Origin of the sequence: Alteromonas sp. 009811495 (assembly GCF_028865455.1) — a bacterium.
Classification (GTDB): Bacteria; Pseudomonadota; Gammaproteobacteria; order Enterobacterales; family Alteromonadaceae; genus Alteromonas.
The window spans coordinates 2,179,843-2,205,902 of sequence record NZ_CP113972.1; the positions used below are offsets into that span (position 1 = coordinate 2,179,843).

Below are 26,060 nucleotides of genomic sequence, written 5' to 3' on the forward strand. Positions count from 1 at the left end.
TACTTTCACCCTGACTTAGTAATGCAACGTACGCTTGATAGCTTCGTATGTTTTAGTTTCATCAGGCATGTATTCTTTCTCATGCGCCAATGGATATGGTGTATCTAGGCCACACACACGTGCAATGGGCGCTTCTAAGTACAAAAAGCAACGCTCTTGAATAGTAGCGGCAATTTCACTTGCAAAGCCGCCTGTTAGCGGTGCTTCATGGTTAATAAGAAGACGCCCCGTTTTCATAACTGATTGCATTACAGACTCAACATCCCAAGGAAGAATGCTGCGTAAATCTATAATCTCGCAAGACACACCATCTTCTAATGCCATCTCAGCGGCTTTTTGGAGTATTTCGATTTGAGCGCCCCATCCAAGTAACGTAATGTCATTACCTTCTTGAACAACATCTGCCTTACCTAGTGGCAATTCATAATCGTCTTCAGGCACATCGGCCACAGAGGCGCGATATAACCTTTTGGGCTCCATGAAAAGAACCGGGTTTTTGTCGCGGATAGAGGCCAACAACAAACCTTTAGCTTGATACGGGTCGCGAGGAATGACGATTTTCAGACCTGGGCAATGGGCGAAAAAAGCCTCTGGTGACTGGCTATGGTAATGCCCGCCAGCGATTCCGCCACCATAAGGTGTACGGATAGTTAATGTGCCAACGTCAAATTGACCACCTGAACGGTACCGCCACTTAGCGGTTTCATTTACGATTTGATCAAAGGCGGGAAAGATATAATCACCAAACTGAATTTCTGCAACCGGCACTGAGCCTTGCGACGCTAGACCATTTGCGAAACCGATAATACCTTGTTCAGTCAATGGTGTATTAAAACAGCGCGACTTACCGAACTTTTCCTGTAGGTGACTTGTTGCACGAAATACACCACCAAAATGCCCAACATCTTCACCAAACACCATGACTTTTTCGTCTTCAGTCATCGCGGTAATAAGGGCGTTGTTGATCGCTTGTAATAGATTCATTTTAGCCATTACTTCACTCTCCCTGCTGTTTTAGGGTACATCTGTGGGTACTTTTTGATATGTGCTTTAAGGTTGGAAAGTTGCTCTTTTAAGTGCCAAGGCGGTGTGTCGTATACGTCTTCAATAATATCTTCTATCGGACATACATCTGTTTTTTCGCAACTTTTTAGTGAAGCCAGTACGTCTTGACGTGCTTTCTCAACTTTGGCTTTATTGTCTTTCTCATCAAACCACCCTTTTTCGCTCAACCATTTAGCCATACGAGCGATAGGATCTTTAGCACGCCATTTATCTTCCTCTTCACGTGAACGGTAACCTGTCGGGTCATCTGAAGTTGAGTGCGCAGCTAACCTGTAAGTCATAGCTTCAATTAATACCGGGCATTCTTCCTCTATCGCAATGCGGCGCGCTTCTTTTGTAGCGGCATATATCGCAAGCGCGTCATTACCGTCAACCCGTATGGTTTTAATGCCATAGCCAAGACCACGAGATGCAATACCATCACCTGCGAATTGCTCTTCAGCAGGCGTAGAAATAGCGTAACCGTTGTTTCGGCAAAAGAAAATAACAGGGCAATTAAGTACCGCAGCCATATTTAGCCCGGCGTGAAAATCGCCCTCAGATGCTGCGCCTTCGCCAAAGTAACATATGGTGACAACATCTTTGCCTGACATTTTCTGACCGTAAGCGTAGCCAGACGCTTGTGGAATTTGTGTACCTAATGGCGACGAAATTGTCATGAAGTTAAGCGGCTTATCACCGTAGTGAATTGGCATTTGGCGGCCCTTGTTAGGATCTGCCTCATTGCTGAACATTTGATTCATGAATTGGTCAGTCGTGTAGCCTCGATAAGCTAGTGCCCCCTGCTCGCGGTACTGTGACATAATCATATCGTCATCAGAAAGCGCTGCAGCACTAGCAACTGATGCAGCTTCTTCCCCAGTACTGGCAAGGTAAAAACTAATTCTACCTTGGCGCTGCGCACCGACCATTCGTTCATCAAGAACACGAATGTATTCCATTGTGTTGTAAATTTTTAATGCTTCTTCTTGGTTGAGTTCTGGCTCAACGGCATCGTCAAGCAATGTACCCTCTGAAGAAAGTATCTGTAGCATTGGGATATCAACTACCCCTTTCTCGATAATGTTGACCTTAGTTGTTGTTTTTACTGCGGCCAAATGATTTCTGTCTTTCACTTTTTATCCCCTTATAAATGAGGGCTGAAACAAATGATTTCGATGCCACTATGCTAGTAGAGGATGTGAAGGAGTGTCCTTCTCATTCATAGGTATTTTTGAACTTAGTAGAAATGTAACGACTACGGCATGTTAAAAAATGAGGATATACGTCCTAAAAAGGTAAAGCATATGTAAAATATATGATAAATAGATAGGATAAACATCACATCTCTATCTATAAATGAAACGCGTTGTTTCATAACATATGTTTCTATCAAGCGACGCATCTATAACATTGAAAACGCACAAAAAACCATCATTGGATTAATTTTTAATCAATTAAATGAAGAAGAATAAGACTTATATCAAATGAATATTTCTTACCATTTGTAACAAAATATGTAATTTGTTTCATTCAGAAATACACATTACAAAACGTAAAAAAGTGTGCTAGAAATACTGAGTCACAGCGATAATCCGCATAAATAAAGAGGCGAATGACCTTTATTGCGGACGACTAGTTTAAAAGCTGGACTCCAGGGAACTATTCACACGAGAATAATTATGAAAAAAACATTAATAAGTACGGTAGTTGCTACCGCACTGGCAGGATCTGCTTTTGGTGCATTAGCAATTTCAGACTCTACTTCAATCACTGGTTTCAGTGTTGAGCAAAAAAACGCAATTGAAGCTTCTTTCGATAAGAAAAACATCCTAGCCAACGCAATTCAAGCTAACGAGAATAGCGTTCGTGTTATTGTTCAGCTAAACGATGTGCCAATGGCGCAATTCAGTGGTGTTAACCCAAATGTTAGCAGTGCTTCAGCGCATAAAGGTCAAAAAGTAGACTTTAAATCAAATGCTGCAAAAGAATACAGATCGTTTCTAGAATCAAAGCAGCAAGCAGTAATTCAAAGCATTAAAGCTTTCGATAGCTCATTTAAAGCTGACTTGACTTATACCACCGCATTTAATGGTTTCGCCGGTATTATTTCGAAAAGCGCTTTAGATAAATTAGCTAATCTTTCTACAGTAAAAGCAGTTTATCCTGATGTGATTCATCACGCACAAATGGATGCGAGCTTAGATCTTATCGGGGCAATTGAAACATGGGAGCAGTTTGGCGGTAAAGAAACTGCAGGCGCTGGCGTAAAAGTAGCTATCGTAGATAGTGGTATCCGCCCTGAAAACCCACTGTTTAGTGGTGAAAACTTCACTGCACCAGATGCAGCTACCCTACCGACAGATGATTACTGCTCAGAGGTTGAAGACTTCTGTAACAACAAACTTATTGTTGCGCGTGCAGCTGAAATTGTCGAAGGTTTTGACGTAGTAGAAGAAGAATATGAGAGCCCTCTAGGTTTCAACGGTCACGGTACTCACGTTGCCGGTACCGCTGTTGGTAACTATGGCGTTATGGCTGAGCGTGATGGCGCAGAAGCTGAAATTTCAGGTGTTGCACCAGCTGCGTACCTTATGGTGTATAAAGGTCTTTATGCAACGCCTGCAAACCCTGCAAGCTCAAGTGGTGCATCTTCAATGCTTCTTTCAATGCTTGAAGCATCACTTGAAGACGGCGCTGACATTGTAAACAACTCTTGGGGTGGTGGCGCAGGCGGTATGCCAAGTAGCTTCTACGCAGGTGTATTCGAAGCAATGAATGACGCTGGTGTTGTTACTGTATTTGCAGCAGGTAACGATGGTCCAGGTGATACAACTATTGGCTGCCCTGGTTGTGATGACAACGTTATTACTGTTGCAAACACAACTACAGGCCGTTTATTTGCCAATGAAATGACGGTTGAAGGTGACACTACGATTGGGACTATTCCAGCGGTTTACTCTGTTGGTAACCCGAACATTGTGGTTGAAAGTGACCTGACTGCTCCAATTGTTTATGCTGGTGATGTTGAATCGGAAAACGTTGAAGCTTGTGTACCATTTGCTGATGACTCTGTTTTTGACGGAGCAATCGCACTAGTAAGTCGCGGAACATGTGGTTTCGTTGACAAAATTGCTAACGCAGAGGCAGCAGGTGCAATTGCTGTTGTTGTGCACAACGTAGACGGTCGTGGTGAAGCGCCTTTCCAAATGGGTGGTTTGAGCCCTGATCAAACTGTACCGTCGTGGATGATTCCTGCAACGACTGGTCAAGCATTAGCGACACTGGTATCTGAATCAGATGAAGCAGTAAATGTTACTATTGGTGCTGAAATTGTTCGCGTCGTTTCAGACAGTCTTGCTGACATCATGAACGAAAGCAGCTCTCGTGGTCCAGGTGGCGATCCAACATTCCTTAAACCTAACCTTGCTGCTCCAGGCACTCGTATTTTCTCTGGTGAGTCACCAGATGCACCAGGACACGAAGGAGAAAACTTCTCGTTTAAGAACGGTACGTCAATGGCCTCTCCACACGTTGCTGGTGCTGCTGCGCTACTAAGACAAATGCACCCAGATTGGTCAGCTCAACAAATCAAGAGTGCATTGGTGACGTCTTCTGTTCGTGATGTACTAAAAGAAGATGCACTAACTCCAGCAGATAACTTTGACATGGGTGCAGGTCGTCTTGCTTTACCACGCGCTACTACTGTAGAGCTAACCTATAGCGATCTTAGCCTTGTAGATGCCGACTGCTATCTATCTTGTGAAATGTCTATCACAGTAACTAACACAAGTGATTCAGACGTAACTGTTGATGCGACTGCAATGTTCAATGACCCGCAGATTAGCGCTACAGTAACGCCAGATATGGCAACGCTACCTGCAGGTGCTTCTGCAGAGATTATGGTAGCAGTTGACGTTTCTACAGCGGAAACTGGCTCATGGTCTTTCGGTGGTATCAATTGGTCTGATACAGACGATACGACTACTGATTACTTTATCCCTGTTGCGCTATTCCCAATAAGCAGCGATGAGCCTAGCTTATTTGATAGTGAAGTAAGTACGAGTATTGCAAGCGAAGGTGAAGTTGTAGTTACTGAAGCGTATGCAAACAATACTGACGTTACTGGTTTGATTAGTATTAAAGGTACTGTAGATCACAAATACGACATTAATCCTGCAACAATATCAGCTGTTAAAAATGGTAACCAAGAGCCAGTAACCTATGATGCTGACAAGCGTGAAATCACTTGGGAAGGTGCATTAAACACGGCGTCATTCAACATGGCTCCAGCAACTACCATTGGCGACATGCTAGAAGGCTTTGGTCTACCACGTTACCTACCTATGTCTGCAATTGGTGTAACGCCACTGACTTGTTCGAGTTCATGTGATGACGCGTCTGTTCCAATTGACCTTCCTCGTCCTATTACTTACCTAGGTACTGAATACACAACCATGCAAGTATCTTCTAATGGTTTTGTTTCATTAGGCACAAGTTCAGGTAACACTACTACTCCGTTTGCCGAGATTTTACCAAGCTTGAGCGAGCCAAATAACGTAGTTGCACCTTATTGGACGGACTTCGACTTAGCTGGTGGTGCTGGCACTGGTAGTATGTATGCAGTAAGCCTAACAACTGGACACTTTGTTGTTGAGTGGGAAAATGCACAAATCTGGGATGAACCAGGTACATCGTTTAACTTCCAGTTGTGGTTTGATTATGCATCAGGTGAAGTAAGCTATGTATATGGCCCAATGGACACTCCTGTATATGCAACGGTTGTAGGTGCTGAGAACATTTCAGGTAGTGTTGGTACTACACTAGCCTCTCTAACCTCAGCAGGTCTTCAAGGTACACTTCCTGTAGAAGGCGATGAGTATGTACTGTCTACTGTATCTGGCGACCAAGTATCAATCAGCTATGCGGGTGAAGTAGTTGCAGCTGGTGAACTTATGGACGATATGCTTCAAGTTAATGAGGATGCATCTATTACTGCGAACATCCTAGCTAACGAGATGGATAGCACTATCATCAACAACTTCACAATGTCGTCTTTAGCAGGTGATTTTAGAACGTTCTCACCTATTACTATCGACAAGGAAGAGCTAGACCCATCAACAGTTGAAGTTGTTACGGCTGCGGAAAACGGCACTGTAACAGTGAACGATGATGGTACGGTTACTTATACACCTAACGCTGATTTCTTTGGTGAAGATTCATTTACGTACACTGTACGTGTAATGGGTACAACTAATGATGCAGGTGAAGAAGTACAAGGCGAAACTATTGGCGAAGGTACTGTTGCAGTTGCAGTTGCAGGTGTACAAGACGCGCCAGTAATTTCAATCAGCGCACCAGCAAGTGTAGATGAAGGTAAGACATTTACTGTTACCGCTTCTGCTACTGACGCTGACGGTGATGACGTTACTATTACTATGAATGGTCTTCAAACTACGAAGATTACAGACACTGCACCAAGCCATGAGCAAGCCTCTAGCATTGCGGTAACAGTGACTGCAACAGACGGTATCGACACAGTAACCGAGACCGTTACTATTCAAGTAAAAGACAAAAACGGTGGTTCAATGGGCTGGATAGCATTGCTTCTAGCGCCAGCTATCTACCTACGTAGACGTGCTAAACGTGCTTAATGCATAAAGCTTAGCTACTAAAAAGGCCGCAACTGCGGCCTTTTTTTCAACCTGTTTTTTGTGTCAAATCACACCAAACATGTAGGCAATACTCTCTTAGAGTGAGTAAGCTCAAATATGGATTACGATTAATCATCGCTTTTATTTGTTAAAGACTGAATGTTCTCATTTAACTTTTTATTAGGTTGAACGCCAAGCTCTCTGAATTTTTCAATTTGTTTTACAATATTTCCCCGTCCGCTACTAAGCTTATTCATTGCGCTGTCAAAACTGGATTGTGCACCATCTAAAGCCTTACCTACCTTTTCCATATCAGTGATAAAGCCCACAAACTTATCGTACAACTTAGCCGCTTGTTCAGCGATAAGTTGGGCGTTTTGGTTTTGATATTCATACTGCCAAATATTGTTAATTGTGCGCAGCGCAACTAATAAATTGGTAGGACTTACAAGCATGATGTTGTTGTTAAGAGCTAGCGTCACTAGGTCAGGCTCTTCTTCAACGGCCAATAGGAAAGCAGGCTCAATCGGAATAAATAGCAACACATAATCGAGGGTCTTAATGCCTTTAAGTGATTGATAGTCTTTTGCACCTAACCCCTTTATATGCCCTTTAATTGAAGCAACATGTTGAGTTAGGTAAATGTCGCGCTGTGCTTCGTCTTCACAGTTATAAAATCGTTCGTACGCAGCAAGACTCACTTTCGAATCGATAATAACGTCTTTTTCATTTGGCAAATGAACGACAACATCAGGTTGATATCTACGCCCTTCTTGTGAAGTGGCTGCCACTTGCGTATCAAATTCATGCCCTTCTCTTAAGCCTGACTCCTGCAAGATTCGTTGTAGTACCACTTCTCCCCAATTGCCTTGCTTTTTATTATCCCCTTTGAGCGCGTTGGTTAAAGCCGCTGCTTCTTCGGTAATCTTTTGGTTCAAGGCTTTTAGGCTCAAAATTTCCGTTTTAAGCGACGCTCGCTCTTGCCCTTCTCTAATATGTTGCTCAGAAATCTGGCGTTTAAAACTGTCTAATTCTGATTTAAATGGCGCGAGTACCGATTCAATATTCTGCTTCGTTTGCTGGGTATATCGCTGTTGCTTTTCTTCAAAAATCTTATTCGCCAAGTTTTCAAATTGAGTTTGTAAGCGCTGCTCTGATGCCGTCATCGCAGCAAGCTTATCTTCATGCGCTTCCATCAGTGCATGTATTCTGTTTTGGTGCGCATCATTTTGTGCATGCGCTTTAGCTAATGAAATACGCTCTTTGTTTAGTGTATCTTTTAACTCTTCATTGGCCTGTTGAAGTGTGATCACCTGCTCTGCTTGTTGCGATAACAGAGTTTGCTTTTCGCGAAGTGTGATTAATTCAGTAGATAAGCTATCAATGGTTGTTTGTTTATCAGTATTACTTTTCTCTAGTCGCATATTTCGTAGCAACAGAAAAATACCGAAAAAGACTAGTACAACTAGCGTAATTAGAATGGTTAATGGTGAAGACTGAATAAGTTCGAAAATCATAGCGCCAACGATATACTGTTATTTTGTACAGCACTATAAACAAAAAACACAAATAAAAACAGGTACTCAAGGTACCTGTTTATAATCTATTTCAACAGCCACGTTAAATAGCTGGTAAATAAACTGTTATTCAGATAACGATTTATCTAAATCTTCGATTTTTGCCTTCCAAATTGCTGGGCCATTTTTATGGGCATTTGCACCAGTGCTATCTACTGCGACTGTTACTGGCATATCTTCTACTTCAAATTCGTAAATTGCTTCCATACCTAAATCTTCAAAAGCCACTACACGCGATTTTTTGATTGCCTTAGAAACAAGATAAGCAGCTCCACCAACAGCCATCAAATAAACTGCTTTGTGTTTCGCTATAGAATCTACCGTTGCAGGTCCGCGCTCAGCCTTACCAATCATGCCAATTAGGCCTGTTTTCTCAAGCATCATATCGGTAAACTTATCCATGCGTGTCGCGGTTGTTGGACCTGCTGGCCCTACAACTTCATCACCTACTGCATCTACTGGACCTACGTAGTAGATAAAGCGGTTGGTAAGATCAACGCCATCAGGGAGACCTTCACCATTTTCCATCATAGTTTGAATGCGTTTATGCGCTGCGTCGCGACCTGTTAGCATTTTGCCAGATAGCAAAACGGTCTCACCCACTTGCCACTCTTGAATATCTTCTTTTGTGACGTCGTCAAGGTTTACGCGACGGGTATTTTCGCTAACTTCCCACGTCACTTCTGGCCAATCTTCTAACTTAGGCGGAGTTAATTCAGCAGGACCAGAGCCATCTAAGTAGAAGTGTGCATGACGGGTCGCTGCACAATTGGGGATCATTGCAACAGGCTTAGACGCAGCGTGTGTTGGAAGCGATTTAATTTTCACATCAACAACGGTAGTGAGGCCGCCTAGCCCTTGCGCGCCAATACCAAGCTTGTTAACGCGATCGAAGATCTCAAGACGTAGCTTTTCGTCTGTAGTTTGTGGACCGCGTTCAATGAGTTCTTGAATATCAACAGGGTCCATTAAGCTTTCTTTAGCAAGCACTGCTGCTTTTTCTGCAGTACCACCGATACCTATTCCCAGCATGCCTGGTGGGCACCAGCCTGCTCCCATAGTGGGCAGCGTTTTTACCACCCAATCAGCAATATCGTCGCTTGGGTTAAGCATTACCATTTTTGATTTATTTTCTGAACCACCACCTTTGGCCGCGATCATCACTTCAATCTTTTCGCCCGCAACCATGTCAATGTGTACAACCGCCGGTGTATTATCTTTTGTATTTTTACGTGCACCTGCTGGGTCTGCAACGATTGAAGCGCGAAGCGGGTTGTCTGGATTAAGATAAGCGCGACGTGTACCTTCATCGACCATTTCTTGCACAGTCATGTCGGTCTTATCCCATGTCACACCCATGCCTACTTTTACAAAACAAGTAACAATACCTGTGTCTTGGCATAGAGGGCGCTTGCCTTCTGCTGACATGCGAGAGTTAATGAGAATTTGTGCCATCGCGTCTTTTGCTGCTTGGCTTTGCTCTTTGTTGTAAGCCTCTTCTACTGCCTTAACGTAGTCTAGAGGGTGATAGTAAGAAATAAACTGTAGGGCATCTTCAATGCTGTCAATGAAGTCTTGTTGACGAATAACGGTCATGACATCCTCTTTTTATTTGGCTTTCGTGGTCTTAGCTAGCTAAAAAAGCGTATACTAGCGCATCTGGCGACATCGCACCACGTAAAACGAATGGCGTAACCGTAATTCTAACTATTTGTCAGAGTAATGGTTTTATCTCGCCAGTGTGAAATGTGAGTGCTAGTAATAGACACAGTATATACGCTTCACAAGCACCGAATAACAAAGACAAGAAGTAAATAATACATTTTATGCAACACACGCCGTTTACCATCAAGGTTACTCGTTTATCCAAACAAGAATTATGCTCGCTGATACCAGAAACAGCAGAATGTGCATGCTTTACTGACATATTTCAGAAAATATCGCATACGCCATGGGCGTTGTTACTTGATACTTCTGGCTCTACGCAAAGTGACGGACGCTATAACATAATGACTTACTCCCCCTCTTTGGTGGTAGAAGCCAAACAGGGAGTCGTTTCACTTCACGACCCAATTCGCAATATAAACACAATAGTGGATGAAAAACCGTTTGAGGCTGTAGAAAAGTACCTCCATAGCCAGCTAGACGGTGTAACTGTTGACACTTCTGAAGACATAAGCGAGTTGCCATTTATCATTGGCGTGGCAGGCATGGCGGGTTATGACACGGGTCGCTATTATGAAAATCTTCCTTCAATCTCACAATCAGATTACCAAAGCGCTGATTTTTCTGTTGGTCTTTATTTACAATCGCTTATCGAAGATACCAAAACGGGTGCATTTTATTATTGCTCATGCGACGGAAGTACAATTCCAGACATTGAAACTCTTGTCGAAGCACAATACGACCGCGCTAATTTTGCACTAACATCACCATTTAAATCTAATCTTACAAAAGAGGCATACACACAGTGTTTGTCACAAATTAATGATTACCTGCGTGCTGGTGATTGCTATCAAGTAAATATGGCACAGCGCTTTTCAGCAACTTATACAGGTAGCTTTTGGAATGCGTATAAAGAGTTAAGAGCACAAAACTGCGCGCCCTTTTCAGCCTATTACAATTCATCCTCTGGCAGCATAGCCTCAATATCGCCAGAACGGTTCTTGCGCGTAAAAGATGGTGTTGTCGAAACAAAGCCAATCAAAGGTACCAGACCGCGTTTTAGCGACCCAAGTAAAGACAAGCGAAGTGCTGAAAGTTTGCTATCTGCCGAAAAAGATCGCGCTGAAAACCTTATGATTGTTGACTTGCTACGTAACGATATTTCTAAGCACTGTAAACCACACTCTGTTAACGTGCCTGCGTTGTTTGCACTTGAAAGTTACCAAGCTGTGCACCACTTAGTAAGTACAGTGGTCGGTGAACTTGATGAGTCAACGTCGCCATTAACTTTACTTAAATCAGCTTTTCCCGGTGGCTCGATTACCGGTGCCCCCAAAATTAGAGCAATGGAAGTGATTGACGAGCTCGAGCCACATAGAAGACACATTTATTGCGGAAGTATATTTTATATGGGCTTTCGTGAAGATATGGACTCTAGTATCTGTATTCGTACATTGCTGGCTGAAAAAAATACACTATATTGTTGGGCTGGAGGCGGCATTGTGCTTGACTCTGTGGCGCAAGAAGAATATCAAGAGACATTCGATAAAGTGTCTAAGATAATACCAGTGTTAGAGTCGCTTAATACTAATTAGCTTAATACATGTAACTTAAAACATGACAAGAACAGAATTTATTGCACAGTTTCACCATTTGCGTGTTCCGCGCATAGAGCCCGATTACCCGCTTCGAAAAGCGGGTCGTCCGGCCGCCGTTCTGATTCCCCTTGTCGACTATGGTGATAAGTTAAGTGTTTTGCTCACAGAGCGAGCCTACCACCTAAAACATCACCCTGGACAAATAAGCTTTCCCGGTGGTGCTGTTGAGAATAGCGATGCTAGCCTTTTTGACGCTGCGCTAAGAGAAGCCGACGAAGAAATTGGTTTACCGCCCAAAAATGTAGATATTGTCGGTATGTTGCCTCGCTATCGCACTATTAGCGGATATGAAATCGCGCCTGTTGTTGGGTTTGTTAACCCAGACTTTGAGCCCAAACTAGACAGAAACGAAGTGGAAAGTGCATTTGAAGTACCGCTAGCTCACCTTTTAAATAGAAAGAATCACTTGATTCACACAACCCACAGAAATAACAAAACCTTTCCTATTTATTTCATACCATGGCAAGACAAAATGATTTGGGGCGCAACAGCTGCATTGCTTCGCAATCTTTCACACCATATTCATCCCTAGTGGCATAGCGCCCAATTGCTGCACTATAAATAAATGTTTACAGCGTATTAGCAAAACTAATCACACTATTAGCATTTCTGTATTGTAGTTGTTTGCTCTCAGATGCATGATCTTACTATTAATTCGTTTTAATGATGAAAATACTATGATCAGTGTATTTGACATGTTCAGTGTGGGTATAGGCCCTTCAAGTTCACACACTGTCGGCCCTATGAAAGCGGGCGCAGAATTTGCCAGTGAGTTGGCGCAACAGCCAGAACTATTTAATAAAATTGACCACGTTAAAGTAGAGCTTTTTGGTTCTCTTGGACAAACCGGTATTGGTCACGGCACCGGTAAAGCAGTAATTTTAGGTCTATTAGGTGAATTGCCTGACCAAGTAGACGTTGACACTATTGACGCAAAGCTTGAAGAAGTGCGCAACAGTGAAATGCTGTCGCTAAATGGTACTAAGCCCGTTCGTTTTCCAAACAAAAATGCCATTGTATTTCACCGTCGTAAAACACTACCAAAACATGCCAACGCGCTAACGTTTTATGTTTATCACAAAGATGAATTGCTGGCCGAGCAGACCTATTACAGCATTGGTGGTGGTTTTATCATTAAAGATGAAGACTTCGATGCCACCAAGGCACACGCAGCAAGTCTGCAAGCATCAGTTCCGTTCCCATTTAAAACGGCTGGAGAATTGCTAGCACTTTGTAAAACAAATGGCCTTAGCATTAGCTCACTCATGCTACGTAATGAATCTACATTCAGGCCTAAGCACGAAGTAAAACAAGAGCTACACAATATTTGGCTTGTTATGAAAGCCTGTATACAGCGCGGCATCGAAAGTGAAGGTATTCTTCCTGGTGGTCTGAAGGTCGTACGTCGAGCTCCTGGGCTGTATAGAAGGCTTCAAACTGAACACACCAATGATCCTATGCAAACCATGGATTGGGTAAACTTGTTTGCACTCGCCGTTAATGAAGAAAATGCCGCAGGCGGGCGTGTTGTGACAGCTCCTACCAATGGCGCAGCGGGTATAATTCCCGCGGTTTTACAGTACGTCGACAAATTTATTCGCCCAGTCGATGAAGAAGTTGCTAGCCGCTTCCTTCTCACTGCAGGTGCGATTGGTATTTTGTATAAAGAAAACGCATCTATCTCAGGTGCCGAGGTAGGTTGTCAAGGCGAAGTAGGTGTAGCTTGCTCTATGGCAGCTGGAGCTCTTGCTGAAATTATGGGCGGCACTGCGGCGTCGGTCGAGAACGCGGCAGAAATAGGCATGGAGCACAATTTAGGGTTAACCTGTGACCCAGTTGGTGGACTTGTACAAGTACCTTGTATTGAGCGAAATGCCATGGGAGCCATTAAGGCAATTAACGCGTCGCGCTTGGCATTGCGTGGTACAGGCGAACAAAAAGTATCACTAGATAAAGTTATCAAGACGATGCGAGATACCGGTAACGACATGAAGACCAAGTATAAAGAAACCGCGCGTGGCGGCCTCGCGGTAAACATAATCGAGTGTTAAGGGAATTGTCCCCACCAAAATTATAAAAAAGGGGCAATTAAGCCCCTTTTTTATAATCTAAATTTTATCGTTATTTAACGGGTAGCGTTACACCTTTAAACATCTTTTCTACTTCTTCGTTATTTTTAAGCATCATCGCTTTTTCCACTTTATCTTTGGTCAAATGTGGCGCAAAACGCTCAATAAAGTCATACATGTAACTGCGTAAAAACGAGCCTTTTCTAAATCCAATCTTAGTCGTGCTGTAATCGAACAAATGACTCGCATCAATTTTAACTAAATCATCATCAAGTTCTTCACTTACTGCCATTGACGCAATAACGCCAATACCTACACCTAAACGAACGTAAGTTTTGATAACGTCGGCATCGGTGGCAGTAAACACTATTTTAGGCGTAAGCCCAGCGCGCTCAAATGCTTGGTCCAGCTCCGAACGCCCAGTAAACCCAAATACGTAGGTAACCAGTGGATATTTGGCAATATCACTAATATCTATCGTTCCTTTTTTAGACAGTGGATGATCTTTATTTACAATGACACTTCTATTCCAGTGATAGCATGGCAACATGACTAAGTCGTTGTAAAGATGCAGTGCTTCAGTTGCAATAGCGAAATCGGCCTCGCCTTTAGCGGCTAGGTCACTTATCTGAGACGGCGTGCCTTGGTGCATATGTAACGATACTTTAGGGTATTTACCCATGAAGCCTTGGATCACATCAGGTAACGCGTAACGCGCTTGGGTATGCGTTGTTGCTATATTGAGTTTACCTTGGTCTGGTAAAGTGTGCTCTCGCGCAACTGCCTTAATGCTCTCAACTTTTGCTAGAATTTCACGCGCTATATTGATTACATCATTACCTGCATCAGTAACGTGTGTTAGGTGCTTCCCACTACGACCAAATATCTGAACGCCAAGTTCATCTTCTAGCATTCTTACTTGCTTGCTAATACCTGGCTGAGAAGTATACAAACTTTCAGCTGTCGCAGAGACATTCAGATTATTATTAAGGACTTCTACGATATACCGTAGTTGTTGTAGTTTCATATTTTAAACACCATTTACTGCGCCGGATTATCACTATACTCCCATCGTTATAACCAAAACCACTTATTTTTGCTAGTTGATATTACAAAATCTGCATAATAAAGTAGAAAATATGCACAAACTCAATATTTTATCGCAGTATCATTCGCCTTTTTACGTAATCTTAGACATTATAAAAAGTACACGGCACAGGAAATAATATTAACCATTATGAGTAGCAAGCAGGTCACTTCAACTATCGACTTCTCTTCGGTACTAGCTGCCGCTGTACATGATATGAAGAACTCACTATTTCTACTTATTCAATCTATTGAAGCACTTAGCCATGTTCTTCCTGTAGATAACACTGAAGCGCAAGAACAAGTAGCTAACGTCCATTACGAGGCGTCTAGACTTAATACCAACCTGGTACAAATTCTGTCGTTGTATCGAGCAGAACTCGAAAGTTTACCTATCACTGTCGATGAGTGTTTCATCCAAGATCTCGTTGAAGACGTTATAGGTTCTAATACGCTTTATACAAATCAAAAACACATAAATATCGAGATAGAAATAGAATCAGAGTTACGCTGGTATCTCGATGAAGAATTAATTTACCTTTTGCTTAATGACGCAATTATTAATGCCATGCGTTACGGTACATCAAAGATAAAAGTGTCTGCTGCTGATTATGATGGCTTTCTACAGCTAAAAGTTGAAGACGATGGTAGCGGATATCCTAGCGATATGCTGACAAGAAGCCACGAGCAATTGGCCGATTTTGAATTGAGTCAAGGACGCACTGGACTAGGATTGTTTTTTGCCAAATTAATCGCTAAGGCACATTCTCAGGGCGATAAAACAGGCACGATAGCGCTAAGTAACGGTGGGGTTTACGGTGGAAGTGTATTTGAAGTAAAAATACCGTAGTATTGACCGATAATAATAAATGAAGACAAAATAACGTTTTACGCACATACTTCTATGAACGTTATAATAAAAGCATAAAAGAGACGGAACACGCGCATGTACGTGATTATCATAATCCTGATTGTTGTTTTGCTTATTGCAGCAATATTTATTAACGCAATGCAGCAACATAGGCAAAAACAGGAAGCTGAGCGCCGTGCTGAGCTAGCCAAGCAACGGACGATTGTAGATGAGACAGAAAATGTTATTGCGGCTAGCGTGAATATGCCAGTGTCGTCTCGCCTTATGGGAATTCTTCACAATCGCATTCTTAATTCATTGAAAACAATGAACGAATTGGCAAGTACAGCAGAGTTAAAGCAGCGCATATCAAGTACTGAGCAAGCCGCTGCTACGGCGCTATCTGACAATTCTCCGGCGTCAACTGAATTCTCGCTTCCCGACAACGATAAAGTTATTATTCAATACATACAGGCGGTGAAAAAACTGAGGGTCATCATTCGAGCCGAACACAGTAAAGGGCAAATTGATTCGAAAGTTTTTTTAGAAGAAGACAAGCATTTAGAAAGGCTTCAGCTTAAAGTGAATGTGGAAACTCTGGTGAAACGTGGTAGAGCGGCCCTTCAAACCAACATGCTAGGTTCTGCTAGGCAGTATTTTGAAAAAGCCAAAGCGGCGTTAGAAAATCAGACACCTCAAGATGAATATTCAAGTTCACGACTGGCGACGATAAAAGAATGGCTCTATGAGATACAAAGTAATCTTAAAAGTGTTAATGAAAAAGATCGCGCTAAGAAACAAGCAGAAGAGCGCGACGAATTAGACGAACTCTTCGCACCGAAAAAGAAATGGTAGCGTAACGCTAATTTTGTAAGGGGTAAGGACGCCGATATGTATAAACACTTAATTGGTTCTGCATTACCCCCTCGCCTCTTTTTATTGCTTACTCTATTCTTTTGCACTTTTAAGACAGTTGCACTAATTGATAGCGAGCACCTCAGCAATGCTTGTGATGAAGTCATCATTTCAGCCCATCCTGATTATGCGCCTTTTCACTGGGAGCAAGACGGCGAGATTATAGGCGCCTCTATCGACATTACCGGGCAAATTCTAAACGAGATGGGTATAGCGTGGCGTTCGGACTATGTTGGGCCTTGGAAACGTGTACTCCAACAAGCCTATGCTGGTCATATCGACCTAATACCCGCGTTAAAAAAAACCAACGAACGTGAGCAGTTCCTTCACTACACAAACGCCCATTTCTACAGCAACCCTGTTGCCGTTTACCAAAAAGCATCTGCTGAAACTCAACCTATTCAATCCCTCGATGCGTTGGATGGATTGATTGGCTCTGTAAATGCTGGAGATAATCACGGCGAGCACATTGATGCATTCTTGTCGGTTCAAGATGTCGTTGAGGTTAAAGGGCTACGGGAAAATTTCGAGCTTCTTGCACGGGGTAGAACCGATTATTTTGTTATTGGCAAGCAAACTGCGAACGCATTTCTTCAGACTAACAAAATGCTCTCTCAGTTTGAAATAGTGTTCGAAACTAACAATGCCGTCGTACATCACGGTTTTAGCAAGCGCTCTGCTTGCACCGCAATAATCGATGAATTTGATAAACGTTTACAGCTTAAGGTCGACAATGGAGAAGTAGAATTTGCCATAGAGCATTACAAAAACAAATGGCTTGAAAGGCAATTGTTAGAAGAGTAACAAGGGTATTTGTCCACGTATTTAAACCTGATGCTCTGAGATTGAGCTTCCCATTAAGTCTTTTAACTAATCACCGTAATAAGCCACACACAAATCCCACAGTTTTTGAGCCGAAACCGACAATCCTTTTCTGGCATTTCGGATAAGCCCTATACGTTTTATCAATGGATCTGTTTCAATAGGCAGTACCACTAAGCCCAAACTTTTCATTTGCGTTTCACACAATGACGGCATGATCGAAATCCCAAGCCCATGTTTAATAAGCTTGCCTAGGGTAGACAATTGCCCTGTTTCAGCCACGATATTAATGTCGCCATATTGCTGTAGCTTATTTTGTGTCCATGACCTTACCGCAGATCCACGGTTCATCATAACGAGTGGCAGTGACAGACATTCGCGCCACAGTGGCACTTGGCTAAGTTTTGCGGCTTGCTCTTTGTTGGCAACTACCACAAATCGGTCTTGAAATAGGCTTTCAAAAATAAGACCGTCTTTACGCTCAGGTTCAAAAGAAAAACCTAACTCACAACGGCCAGTTGTTACTTCATTGATCACTTGTTCCATAACGATATCTATAACGCGTATGTTTACGTTCGGTGCTGCACGGTGAAACTGGGCTAGCAATATCGGCAAGTGCGACTCAGCAAAAGACGGCATAGCACATACAGACAATTGTCCTTTTGCCATCGCGAATAAGTTCTGCATATCAGAGAACGTATTGTCCCAATCTCGAAGTAACCTAATGGCATTAGGTAATAGCAATTCACCTTCTGGTGTAAGGCTTACGTTGCGGGTATTGCGTTCAAACAACCTGCCACCTAATTGTTGCTCCATTTTTTTAATTGACGACGACAACGCTGGCTGTGTTAGATGTAAGTTTACAGCGGCTTCGGCGAACGTAGATGACTTAGCAACCTCTATAAACGCGCGTAATCGACGATAGGAAATATCCATAATCATTAATTAATATAATTTATTAATCGCAAGATTAATTCGATTTTACATAATAAGCAACAATGTTGATACTTAGTGTTAACAATTCAAATTGGAGAGAGTGAATGGCAGGTTTCAACAAAGTCGTTTCTTCATATGATGAAGCAATGAAAGGTTTACAAGATGGCATGACTGTCATTGCCGGCGGTTTTGGCCTTTGCGGTATTCCAGAAGGCTTAATTGCACAAATAAAGACAATGGGCGTCAGTGGTCTAACCGTAGTTTCTAACAACTGCGGCGTAGACGGTTTTGGCCTTGGTTTATTGCTTGAAGATAAGCAAATCGCAAAAATGGTGTCTTCTTACGTGGGCGAAAATGCCTTGTTTGAAAAACAATTATTAAATGGTGAGTTAGAGGTAGAACTTACGCCACAAGGAACCCTTGCCGAAAAAATGCGAGCAGGTGGAGCAGGCATTCCAGCATTTTATACAGCAACTGGCTACGGTACACCCGTTGGCGAAGGTAAAGAAGTAAAAGAATTTAATGGCCGCCCATATATTCTAGAGCACGCTATCACTGGTGACTTTGCCATTGTTAAGGCGTGGAAAGCCGATAAATTTGGTAACTGTGTATATCGCCACACTGCGCAAAACTTCAATCCAATGGCAGCTACTGCAGGCAAAATTACCATCGTAGAAGCGGAGGAAATCGTAGAGCCTGGAGAGTTATCTCCCAGTGAAATTCACACGCCGGGAATTTACGTGAACCGCGTTATCAAAGGCTCATTCGAAAAACGCATTGAACGACGTATCGTAAGCAAGGAGGCAGTATAATGCTAACTAGAGAGCAAATTGCCATGCGCGTAGCGCAAGAGTTTAAAGATGGCGACTACGTAAACTTGGGTATAGGTATTCCCACATTGGCCGCCAACTATGTGCCTGACGATATTAGCGTTATGTTGCAATCAGAGAATGGCCTTTTAGGTATGGGCCGTTACCCTACTGAAGAAGAAGTAGATGCAGACATGATAAACGCAGGCAAGGAAACGGTAACTGCAATTACCGGCGCCTCCATTTTCAACAGTGCTGAAAGCTTCGCCATGATCCGTGGTGGCCACGTTGATTTTACGGTACTTGGCGCGTTTGAGGTCGACGTTTCCGGTAACATCGCTTCGTGGATGATACCTGGTAAACTGGTTAAAGGTATGGGCGGAGCTATGGACCTTGTAGCTGGCGCTAAAAACATCATTGTTACCATGACTCACACTGACAAGCATGGCAATTCAAAACTACTGCCTGAATGTACCTTACCGTTAACTGGCGTAAATTGTATCACACGGATTATCACTGACTTGGCAGTACTTAGCGTGCAGGACGGCGCGTTTATACTACAAGAGCGTGCGCCGGGCGTTAGTATTGACGAGATTAAAGAAAAAACAGCGGGCAAGCTTATTGTTCCAGACAATGTGGTAGAAATGTCACTTTAATCATATTTTAGAGGGCATCTTTATGCCCTCTTCTTTCATTATGTCTATCATTAAGGGATAATGCGCCGATTCGTTATTATAAGAGGCATCCCTTTGCAAGTTACCGATTTACCTGTCCACCATAAAATCATTTCTAAGCTTGAAACTAAAAACATTTCAACGCTCACCGAAATTCAAGAACGCACTATGTTACCGGCTATTCAAGGTAAAGATATTATTGCGTCTTCAAAAACAGGCTCAGGTAAAACCTTCGCTTTTTTAGTTCCAGCTATCAATCGTTTAATGTCGCAAAAAGCGCTTAGTCGTCAAGACCCGCGCGCGTTGATATTAGCGCCAACTCGCGAATTAGCGAAACAGGTGTTTATTGAGGCTAAGTCGATGTGCACAGGGTTAAACCTTACTTGCTCGCTAATTGTTGGCGGTGAAAATTATAATGATCAAGTAAAAGCACTGCGCCGTAACCCACATATCATCGTTGGCACAGCGGGTCGTGTAGCTGACCATCTACTCGATAAAAGCGTATATCTAAACGGTCTGGAGCTGCTGATTTTTGACGAAGCTGACCGCATGCTTGATTTGGGGTTTGCTGCACAGCTTAAAATGATAAACGATTACGCAGACCACCGAAAACGCCAAACTATGCTGTTCTCTGCCACACTCGATAATATTGAGTTGAAGCACATGACGGGGCAATTAACGAAAAGTGCTGTGCGCGTTGCTGTGGGTGATGCAACTGCCCAGCACGGCGATATAGAACAGCAATGTTTCTTTGCAGATAACGTCGATAACAAAGATGCCATATTACACGCTGAGTTAGCGAACCGTTCTTACAATCAAGCCATTGTGTTTACCGCTACTCGTGAAGATACTGACCGCATTGCAGCATTGCTCAACGAAGACGGTTTAGAAGCTATTGCGCTTCGCGGCGATCTACCACAAAACCAGCGCGCTGCAATTATGAGTTCATTTGCGCGTGGTCAACACAGTATCTTAGTTACAACAGACCTAGCATCACGTGGGCTTGATCTCTCTAAAGTAGGCTTAGTTGTCAATTTTGATCTTCCTAAAAACGCCGATGAATATATTCATCGTATTGGCCGTACTGGCCGCGCAGGACAAAAAGGCGAAGCATTTTCCTTAGTTGGGCCTCGCGATTGGAAGAGCTTTGAAGCACTTAAAAACCATTTGCAATACGCGTTAGAGTGCAGTGCTCACCCAGAACATGCCGCTACTTTTAAAGGCTTTGCTCCAGCAAAGAAAAAAGCGAGCAAACAAGCTGGCGCGCAAGGTAAAAAACGGGTGGCAAAACCGGTTAAACCACAGCATAAAAAGCGTATCGATACGATGGGCGGTGAAGATGTGGGTATGGTCCCGATAAAACGCAAACCAAGAAAGCCACAGGAAGACGACACAGATACCGCTGACGAAGAGTAACCCGTGGATTACGTGATAAGTACTAATGGCTAAAACCGCTAACAAGCAGCGATTGCCGTAAAAAATTAATACAAAAAAAGCGAGCCCTGAGCTCGCTTTTTAGTTCTATATGGCTACTAGAAAATACTCAATTAGTATTCCCACCAGCACTCCTGCCACCACTCTAAAAATTCTTCGAAGTCAATAAAGCCATCATCGTTGCTGTCGATGAGTTTAAAGCCTTCTTGTACGTGGCTCGCTTTTGTCTTTGGTGAGATCACCGTAAGAAGTTCGATGAATTCAGGCAAATCGATTTGACCATTTCCATCACGGTCAAAAAAGCTGAAGTCTTTTCTAATTTCTTCAATTTTAGATTCTGAAAGTTGAGTGCTCACTCGCGTTCCTTATTTCAACTGCAATAAACACGAGTGTAACGCCCTTCTAACTTACTGTCTATGCCTGATTTTCTTTTGCTTTTAGTGCACGTAGACGCTGAGCTTGCGCTTTCTCTTGACGTTTTTGTTCCATGGTTAAACGCGCTTCAGTACCCACGTGTTCTTGCTTACGTGCCTTAGCCAGCTGTACCTGCTTTTCACGCTCGCGGAAACGCTCAAGTTGTTCGTCTGTATGAGTGCCATAACAGTGTGGACAGCTTACGCCAGCTTCATACTTATCGCTTTGTTTGTCTTCTTCAGTAATAGGCAGACGGCAAGCATAGCACTGCTCATAGTGGCTTTTTTCTAAGTCGTGATTAACCGCAACGCGATTATCAAAAACAAAGCAGTCGCCTTCCCACATAGATTCTTCTTTTGGCACGTCTTCAAGATACTGAAGAATTCCACCTTCAAGGTGATAAACCTCTTCAAACCCCTGCTCTTTTAGATAGGCAGTAGATTTTTCACAGCGAATACCGCCTGTACAGAACATGGCAACTTTCTTATTTTTCGCTGGATCTAGTTCTTTTGACACGTACTCAGGGAACTCTCTAAATGTTTCCGTTTTCGGGTCAATGGCGTTTTTGAATGTACCAATTTCAATTTCATAACCGTTACGTGTATCAATAACGGTAACGTCCGGATCGCTGATAAGCGCATTCCAATCTTTTGGCTTCACGTAGGTACCCACCGTTTTGCGCGGGTTGATACCTTCAACACCCATGGTTACGATTTCTTTTTTCAGTTTTACCTTAGTACGATAAAACGGCTGTTCATCGTGAAGTGATTCTTTAAAAGAAATAGGATTAATTCGAGTATCATTGTTTAAATACGCAAGTAGCGCATCAATACCTTCGCGCGTGCCAGATACCGTGCCATTGATACCTTCATGAGCAAGTAATAACGTACCTTTAATGCCGTTACTTTCCATCGCCTCTAGAAGCGGCTGACGCATTTCTTTGAAATTTTCAAGTGCAACGAATTTATACATCGCACATACAATATATTTTGACATGTTTTTAAACCTTTGCTGATTGGAGCGTAAGACCAGTGCAAAAATGCGGCGCGCAATATAGCAGATTAAGAGTAACAAATCTACGTCAGTGCTGGTTTATGCCTTTTGGCAATTAGCATCAGTCAAAGTAATGATGGGTAAATGATAATTTATGCAACAACAGATTCATCCCAGCGGCGGGACGTTAAGTTGTCATTAAACGCGTGACTTTCATTAAACGCGTGGCTTTGTTCGACAACATCAAACAGCATCGCGTTATCTTCATCTAGTGTACTAGAATACGCTTTAGTTACTCGCTTTTGAGTACCATAGCTACAGTTATCTATTACATCATCTGGTAGTCGCAATTTGTTGTTAGTTTGCGCAAGTGGTTGAGGGTTCATAACGTGAAACAACCTTGCGGTTGCAATGTCTGTTTTCATTAATTCCGACAAAACAGACATGTTTTTCCAATCACTTGGCGTTGCCTCAAGTTTGGCCTTTGGGTAGTGATTTAGGGCATCAAGCGTTGAATCGATACTACCGCGTTTATTGTCGTTAAGTGTATCGGCACTATTGATGTGAATGGGTTCTGCCAATGCATGTTGTTGCATGGCTAAATAAAGTGAAAATAGAGCGCCTTGAGAAGTCGCCTTAGACAGAATACCGCTAGACTCCCAAAATAGACTTGGGTCTATTGGGGGTGTGTTATTTGTCTTTAACTCTTCTGCTGACATTATATCTGGCGTTTATCACGTACAAATTTATACTTAGGTTGTCGGCAAGATAATGTTTTTCTTGAGCTTATTATTGCTCTCTATCGCGTAATAGATAATCATACTGCTATAAGCGATACCCATTCATGGATTGGAAATGCAATTTAGTAACAAACAAGTTTTGATTGTTGAAGATCAACGCCCATTCCTGCTGTTGTTGAAAGGGCTCATGCATTCTATGGGTGTATCCGATGTCGTTACAAAATCGTCTGCAGAACAAGCCGTTTCCCTATGTAAGAAGCATAAATTCGACATCATAGTTTGTGATCTTCACCTTGGTGCCGACAACAAGAATGGCTACGAACTTATAGAAGAACTCCGCACAAGACGACTGATTAACCCAACATCCGTTTTTGTACTGATTAGTGCAGATAGCGCAAGACCTGTGGTTTTAGGTTCAATTGACAGACGCCCCGATGACTTTTTGATTAAACCTTTTTCTCAGGTTCAACTTAAGTCTCGCATCATAAGAGCCTGGCAAAAGCGTCAGTTTCTTAAAGAGGCTTATCGCCTAATAGAACAACAAGAATATAATGCAGCAATAGACCATATTGAAGAACTGCTAGCCTCTCCATCACATTACAAAGGTCATTGTGAACAACTACTTATCGAACTTTATTGGCAAATAAACGAACCATCTAAAGCGCTTGATGTGTTACAAGACTATATAAATGGAAAACCCGTTCTGTGGGCTCAGGTAGCACTAGGTAAAACGTATCTACAACTTGAGCAAAACGAGAAAGCTATTTCCATAGCAAAACGCATTATAAAGAAGAACCGCTTTAATGCAGATGCCCACGATATCATCGCTCAGGCAAATCAAGCGCTAAAGCAAGGCGAAGCGGCTATAGAAGCGATCAAAGAAGCGATAAAGTTATCGCCTTTCTCGCTTACGCGCCACTTTCAGGCCTGCAATATAGCGCGGGCCAATCAGGATTTGGTATTAGCAGCAAGTTCAAGCCAAGCGATTTGGGATTTATCAAAACGTACTGTGTATCAAAATAGCCTTCATTGGTGCGGTATTATCCGCGCAATGCTAGATGTTGCAGAATTTTCCGACGATAAGAAACAGCGAAACAAGTACCAACAAGAAGCACTTCTCACTCTACAACGCGGTAAATTTGATGAACATTTACAACGTATAGACAGGGAGTTCGATGTTGAGATATTCGGAAAAATTGTAAATGCAAGAGTCAGCGCCATTGATGGAAAACTCATTGATGCCAAACGACATCTATCAGATTCTCAAATAGCTCTTGAAAATAAATACCCTGAACTACCGACTGCGTTTATTCCAGATAGCATTAATGTAATGTACAAACTTGGCGAATATGATGACGCACTTGAACTGTCTAAGATATTAGAAGGTAGACAAGACAAGCTAGATGCCAATAGTAGCTCCATGCTTAGCGAGCAAGAAAAGAAAGCGCAACAAAACCTCGCTAATTATCAACAGTTCAATAGAGAAGGTATTCAGCATTATCAGAAACAAGATTACGAAAGAGCCAAAGCATCGTTTGCTCTAGCCCAAGGCTATGCCCCTGTTAATACTGGCGTATCACTAAACCTGCTGCAATGCTTACTGCAAATTGCCAAAACGCAAGACAAAGTCGAAATGAAAATCATCAACGAATGTAAACGCCTTTTTAAGCTGATTGATGATATGAATTTGAAGCCACCCTACCAAGAAAAATACATTAATCTAAGAGAAGAGTTGTCTAAATATATTGGGTTTTAAGCGGTAATTGTTTTTTTCAACTGTGATTTTTATTTGCTAGTTTAATTACTATTTTTATATGTTCTTCAATCGCTGTATGTCCTTTTGAGGGGGCAACCCAAATAGCCTGCTGTACTCACGACTGAATTGTGTAGAACTTTCATAGCCTACAGCAGAACAAGCTTGTGTTGCATCTAGCCCATTCATAAGCATCTGATCCCTCGCCTCTTGAAGACGAAGTGTTTTCTGATACTGCAATGGACTTGTTCCAGTTAGGGCCTTGAAATGTTGCCTGAATGTAGATGCACTCATGTGTGCTTTTTCAGCCAACTCATTCATGCCGATGCCCTGAGCAAAATTCTGTTTTAACCACGTTATAGCTTTCAAAACATTCCCATTTGGTGAGCCTAGCGCCGCCAAATGGCGAAGATGCATACCATGAGGACTATCTAGTAGGCGCAGCACAATCTCCTTTTGAATGAGCGGCAATATGCCTGCTTTAATTGTTGATTGTTTCTCAAGGGTCAGCATTCGCTTGAATGCATCTAAAAGACCTTCATCGACTTCATATGATGTCAATGCTTTAAATCGTATATCTTTAGGTGGTTTTGATAGTTTTAACTCCGCGCAAGTTTGCATAATAAGTGAGTAATCCATTTTCAATATCAATGCTAAAAAAGGCGAGTGTCGAGAGGCGCTAGAAACATGTGAGACAACTGGAAGATCAAAAGTAGTCAACATTGCCTGTCCCGCTGTGCAGTGGGTAACTTCATTATCTTGCAGAATTTCTTTGCCGCCTTGCAGTACAACTGCCAGGCTAAGTGTATAGATGCAATGTAAGGGTTCCGTTGGGGCATTGCGTACATGTACGGTAAGACCTTGTATGCCCGATTCAAAGTCCCCTTCTTTTCTGGTGAACGATTCTAACAGTTGAAAAAGCTCATTGCTTGTAACCGATTTCTGCTCAGGATTCATTGAATACTCT

General features: G+C 42.6%; 21 protein-coding genes. 11 read left to right on the plus strand and 10 right to left on the minus strand.

The annotated features are described in order from the left end of the window. Window positions 1-15: 15 nt before the first annotated feature. On the minus strand, window positions 16-993 hold the full coding sequence (locus OZ660_RS10025; RefSeq protein WP_202265804.1) for an alpha-ketoacid dehydrogenase subunit beta: 978 nt from the start codon (window positions 991-993) through the stop codon (window positions 16-18). After that, window positions 993-2,180 (minus strand): thiamine pyrophosphate-dependent dehydrogenase E1 component subunit alpha, encoded by a 1,188-nt coding sequence (locus OZ660_RS10030; protein WP_274743397.1) that lies wholly within the window; start codon window positions 2,178-2,180, stop codon window positions 993-995. Before OZ660_RS10030 ends, OZ660_RS10025 begins: the two co-directional genes overlap by 1 nt. Window positions 2,181-2,726: 546 nt before the next feature. Between OZ660_RS10030 and OZ660_RS10035 the strand changes: the two genes are divergently transcribed. Beyond that, window positions 2,727-6,698: a S8 family serine peptidase gene (locus OZ660_RS10035; protein ID WP_274743398.1), complete on the plus strand. Its 3,972-nt coding sequence runs from the start codon at window positions 2,727-2,729 to the stop codon at window positions 6,696-6,698. A 128-nt stretch (window positions 6,699-6,826) separates the two neighbouring features. On the opposite strand, the gene rmuC is transcribed toward OZ660_RS10035, so the two are convergent. Both rmuC and OZ660_RS10045 read right to left on the minus strand, forming a co-directional pair. Continuing rightward, entirely contained in the window at window positions 6,827-8,215 is a 1,389-nt protein-coding gene (gene rmuC / locus OZ660_RS10040) for a DNA recombination protein RmuC (RefSeq protein WP_274743399.1), read from the minus strand. 126 nt (window positions 8,216-8,341) lie between these two features. Then, on the minus strand, window positions 8,342-9,871 hold the full coding sequence (locus OZ660_RS10045; RefSeq protein WP_274743400.1) for a fumarate hydratase: 1,530 nt from the start codon (window positions 9,869-9,871) through the stop codon (window positions 8,342-8,344). Between the two features lie 230 nt (window positions 9,872-10,101). On the opposite strand from OZ660_RS10045, the gene pabB reads away from it, so the two are divergent. The 3 genes from pabB (at window position 10,102) to OZ660_RS10060 (ending at window position 13,649) form a co-directional block, all read left to right on the plus strand. Next, complete coding sequence (pabB, locus tag OZ660_RS10050) at window positions 10,102-11,535, plus strand: aminodeoxychorismate synthase component I (RefSeq protein ID WP_274743401.1); 1,434 nt, start codon at window positions 10,102-10,104, stop codon at window positions 11,533-11,535. 22 nt (window positions 11,536-11,557) lie between these two features. Then, complete coding sequence (locus tag OZ660_RS10055; protein WP_274743402.1) at window positions 11,558-12,130, plus strand: CoA pyrophosphatase; 573 nt, start codon at window positions 11,558-11,560, stop codon at window positions 12,128-12,130. 145 nt (window positions 12,131-12,275) lie between these two features. Next, window positions 12,276-13,649, plus strand: coding sequence for an L-serine ammonia-lyase (locus tag OZ660_RS10060; protein ID WP_202261465.1), 1,374 nt, complete (start codon window positions 12,276-12,278; stop codon window positions 13,647-13,649). Window positions 13,650-13,719: 70 nt separating this feature from the next. Here OZ660_RS10060 and cysB read toward each other — a convergent pair whose 3' ends face one another. Beyond that, entirely contained in the window at window positions 13,720-14,694 is a 975-nt protein-coding gene (gene cysB, locus OZ660_RS10065) for an HTH-type transcriptional regulator CysB (protein ID WP_039220248.1), read from the minus strand. A 207-nt stretch (window positions 14,695-14,901) separates the two neighbouring features. Here cysB and OZ660_RS10070 point away from each other — a divergent pair, with 207 nt between their 5' ends. From OZ660_RS10070 to OZ660_RS10080, 3 genes are all read left to right on the plus strand, one after another. Then, a complete protein-coding gene (locus OZ660_RS10070; RefSeq protein WP_226434501.1) occupies window positions 14,902-15,603 on the plus strand; it encodes a sensor histidine kinase in 702 nt (233 codons plus the stop codon). A gap of 96 nt (window positions 15,604-15,699) precedes the next feature. Continuing rightward, window positions 15,700-16,458 carry a hypothetical protein gene (locus OZ660_RS10075; protein ID WP_274743403.1) on the plus strand — a complete coding sequence of 253 codons (759 nt, stop codon included), beginning with the start codon at window positions 15,700-15,702 and terminating at the stop codon, window positions 16,456-16,458. A gap of 36 nt (window positions 16,459-16,494) precedes the next feature. Beyond that, window positions 16,495-17,322, plus strand: coding sequence for a substrate-binding periplasmic protein (locus OZ660_RS10080; protein ID WP_274743404.1), 828 nt, complete (start codon window positions 16,495-16,497; stop codon window positions 17,320-17,322). A 66-nt stretch (window positions 17,323-17,388) separates the two neighbouring features. On the opposite strand, the gene OZ660_RS10085 is transcribed toward OZ660_RS10080, so the two are convergent. After that, entirely contained in the window at window positions 17,389-18,276 is an 888-nt protein-coding gene (locus OZ660_RS10085; protein ID WP_274743405.1) for a LysR family transcriptional regulator, read from the minus strand. Window positions 18,277-18,380: 104 nt separating this feature from the next. On the opposite strand from OZ660_RS10085, the gene OZ660_RS10090 reads away from it, so the two are divergent. The 3 genes from OZ660_RS10090 (at window position 18,381) to OZ660_RS10100 (ending at window position 21,175) form a co-directional block, all read left to right on the plus strand. Beyond that, window positions 18,381-19,088, plus strand: coding sequence for a CoA transferase subunit A (locus OZ660_RS10090; protein WP_159624431.1), 708 nt, complete (start codon window positions 18,381-18,383; stop codon window positions 19,086-19,088). Then, window positions 19,088-19,741, plus strand: a complete 654-nt coding sequence (locus OZ660_RS10095; protein WP_202261474.1) for a CoA transferase subunit B — start codon at window positions 19,088-19,090, stop codon at window positions 19,739-19,741. Before OZ660_RS10090 ends, OZ660_RS10095 begins: the two co-directional genes overlap by 1 nt. A gap of 93 nt (window positions 19,742-19,834) precedes the next feature. Then, entirely contained in the window at window positions 19,835-21,175 is a 1,341-nt protein-coding gene (locus tag OZ660_RS10100) for a DEAD/DEAH box helicase (RefSeq protein ID WP_274743406.1), read from the plus strand. A 131-nt stretch (window positions 21,176-21,306) separates the two neighbouring features. On the opposite strand, the gene OZ660_RS10105 is transcribed toward OZ660_RS10100, so the two are convergent. The 3 genes from OZ660_RS10105 to OZ660_RS10115 form a co-directional block, all read right to left on the minus strand. Next, on the minus strand, window positions 21,307-21,549 hold the full coding sequence (locus OZ660_RS10105) for an EF-hand domain-containing protein (protein WP_159624429.1): 243 nt from the start codon (window positions 21,547-21,549) through the stop codon (window positions 21,307-21,309). A gap of 58 nt (window positions 21,550-21,607) precedes the next feature. Continuing rightward, on the minus strand, window positions 21,608-22,603 hold the full coding sequence (gene trhO / locus OZ660_RS10110; protein ID WP_274743407.1) for an oxygen-dependent tRNA uridine(34) hydroxylase TrhO: 996 nt from the start codon (window positions 22,601-22,603) through the stop codon (window positions 21,608-21,610). A 149-nt stretch (window positions 22,604-22,752) separates the two neighbouring features. Beyond that, window positions 22,753-23,319 (minus strand): VC2046/SO_2500 family protein, encoded by a 567-nt coding sequence (locus tag OZ660_RS10115; RefSeq protein ID WP_274743408.1) that lies wholly within the window; start codon window positions 23,317-23,319, stop codon window positions 22,753-22,755. Window positions 23,320-23,455: 136 nt separating this feature from the next. Between OZ660_RS10115 and OZ660_RS10120 the strand changes: the two genes are divergently transcribed. Continuing rightward, window positions 23,456-25,096: a tetratricopeptide repeat-containing response regulator gene (locus tag OZ660_RS10120; protein WP_274743409.1), complete on the plus strand. Its 1,641-nt coding sequence runs from the start codon at window positions 23,456-23,458 to the stop codon at window positions 25,094-25,096. A gap of 54 nt (window positions 25,097-25,150) precedes the next feature. Here the strand turns inward: OZ660_RS10120 and OZ660_RS10125 are convergent, their stop codons facing one another. Further along, window positions 25,151-26,050, minus strand: a complete 900-nt coding sequence (locus tag OZ660_RS10125) for an AraC family transcriptional regulator (protein WP_274743410.1) — start codon at window positions 26,048-26,050, stop codon at window positions 25,151-25,153. Window positions 26,051-26,060: the final 10 nt, after the last annotated feature.

Bases quoted from the DNA above. Each gene is read 5' to 3' on its own strand.
- OZ660_RS10025 (WP_202265804.1), bottom strand. From the start codon at position 993: ATGGCTAAAATGAATCTATTACAAGCGATCAACAACGCCCTTATTACC.
- OZ660_RS10035 (WP_274743398.1), top strand. From the start codon at position 2,727: ATGAAAAAAACATTAATAAGTACGGTAGTTGCTACCGCACTGGCAGGA.
- rmuC (WP_274743399.1), bottom strand. From the start codon at position 8,215: ATGATTTTCGAACTTATTCAGTCTTCACCATTAACCATTCTAATTACG.
- OZ660_RS10045 (WP_274743400.1), bottom strand. From the start codon at position 9,871: ATGACCGTTATTCGTCAACAAGACTTCATTGACAGCATTGAAGATGCC.
- pabB (WP_274743401.1), top strand. From the start codon at position 10,102: ATGCAACACACGCCGTTTACCATCAAGGTTACTCGTTTATCCAAACAA.
- OZ660_RS10055 (WP_274743402.1), top strand. From the start codon at position 11,558: ATGACAAGAACAGAATTTATTGCACAGTTTCACCATTTGCGTGTTCCG.
- OZ660_RS10060 (WP_202261465.1), top strand. From the start codon at position 12,276: ATGATCAGTGTATTTGACATGTTCAGTGTGGGTATAGGCCCTTCAAGT.
- cysB (WP_039220248.1), bottom strand. From the start codon at position 14,694: ATGAAACTACAACAACTACGGTATATCGTAGAAGTCCTTAATAATAAT.
- OZ660_RS10075 (WP_274743403.1), top strand. From the start codon at position 15,700: ATGTACGTGATTATCATAATCCTGATTGTTGTTTTGCTTATTGCAGCA.
- OZ660_RS10080 (WP_274743404.1), top strand. From the start codon at position 16,495: ATGTATAAACACTTAATTGGTTCTGCATTACCCCCTCGCCTCTTTTTA.
- OZ660_RS10085 (WP_274743405.1), bottom strand. From the start codon at position 18,276: ATGGATATTTCCTATCGTCGATTACGCGCGTTTATAGAGGTTGCTAAG.
- OZ660_RS10090 (WP_159624431.1), top strand. From the start codon at position 18,381: ATGGCAGGTTTCAACAAAGTCGTTTCTTCATATGATGAAGCAATGAAA.
- OZ660_RS10095 (WP_202261474.1), top strand. From the start codon at position 19,088: ATGCTAACTAGAGAGCAAATTGCCATGCGCGTAGCGCAAGAGTTTAAA.
- trhO (WP_274743407.1), bottom strand. From the start codon at position 22,603: ATGTCAAAATATATTGTATGTGCGATGTATAAATTCGTTGCACTTGAA.
- OZ660_RS10115 (WP_274743408.1), bottom strand. From the start codon at position 23,319: ATGTCAGCAGAAGAGTTAAAGACAAATAACACACCCCCAATAGACCCA.
- OZ660_RS10120 (WP_274743409.1), top strand. From the start codon at position 23,456: ATGCAATTTAGTAACAAACAAGTTTTGATTGTTGAAGATCAACGCCCA.
- OZ660_RS10125 (WP_274743410.1), bottom strand. From the start codon at position 26,050: ATGAATCCTGAGCAGAAATCGGTTACAAGCAATGAGCTTTTTCAACTG.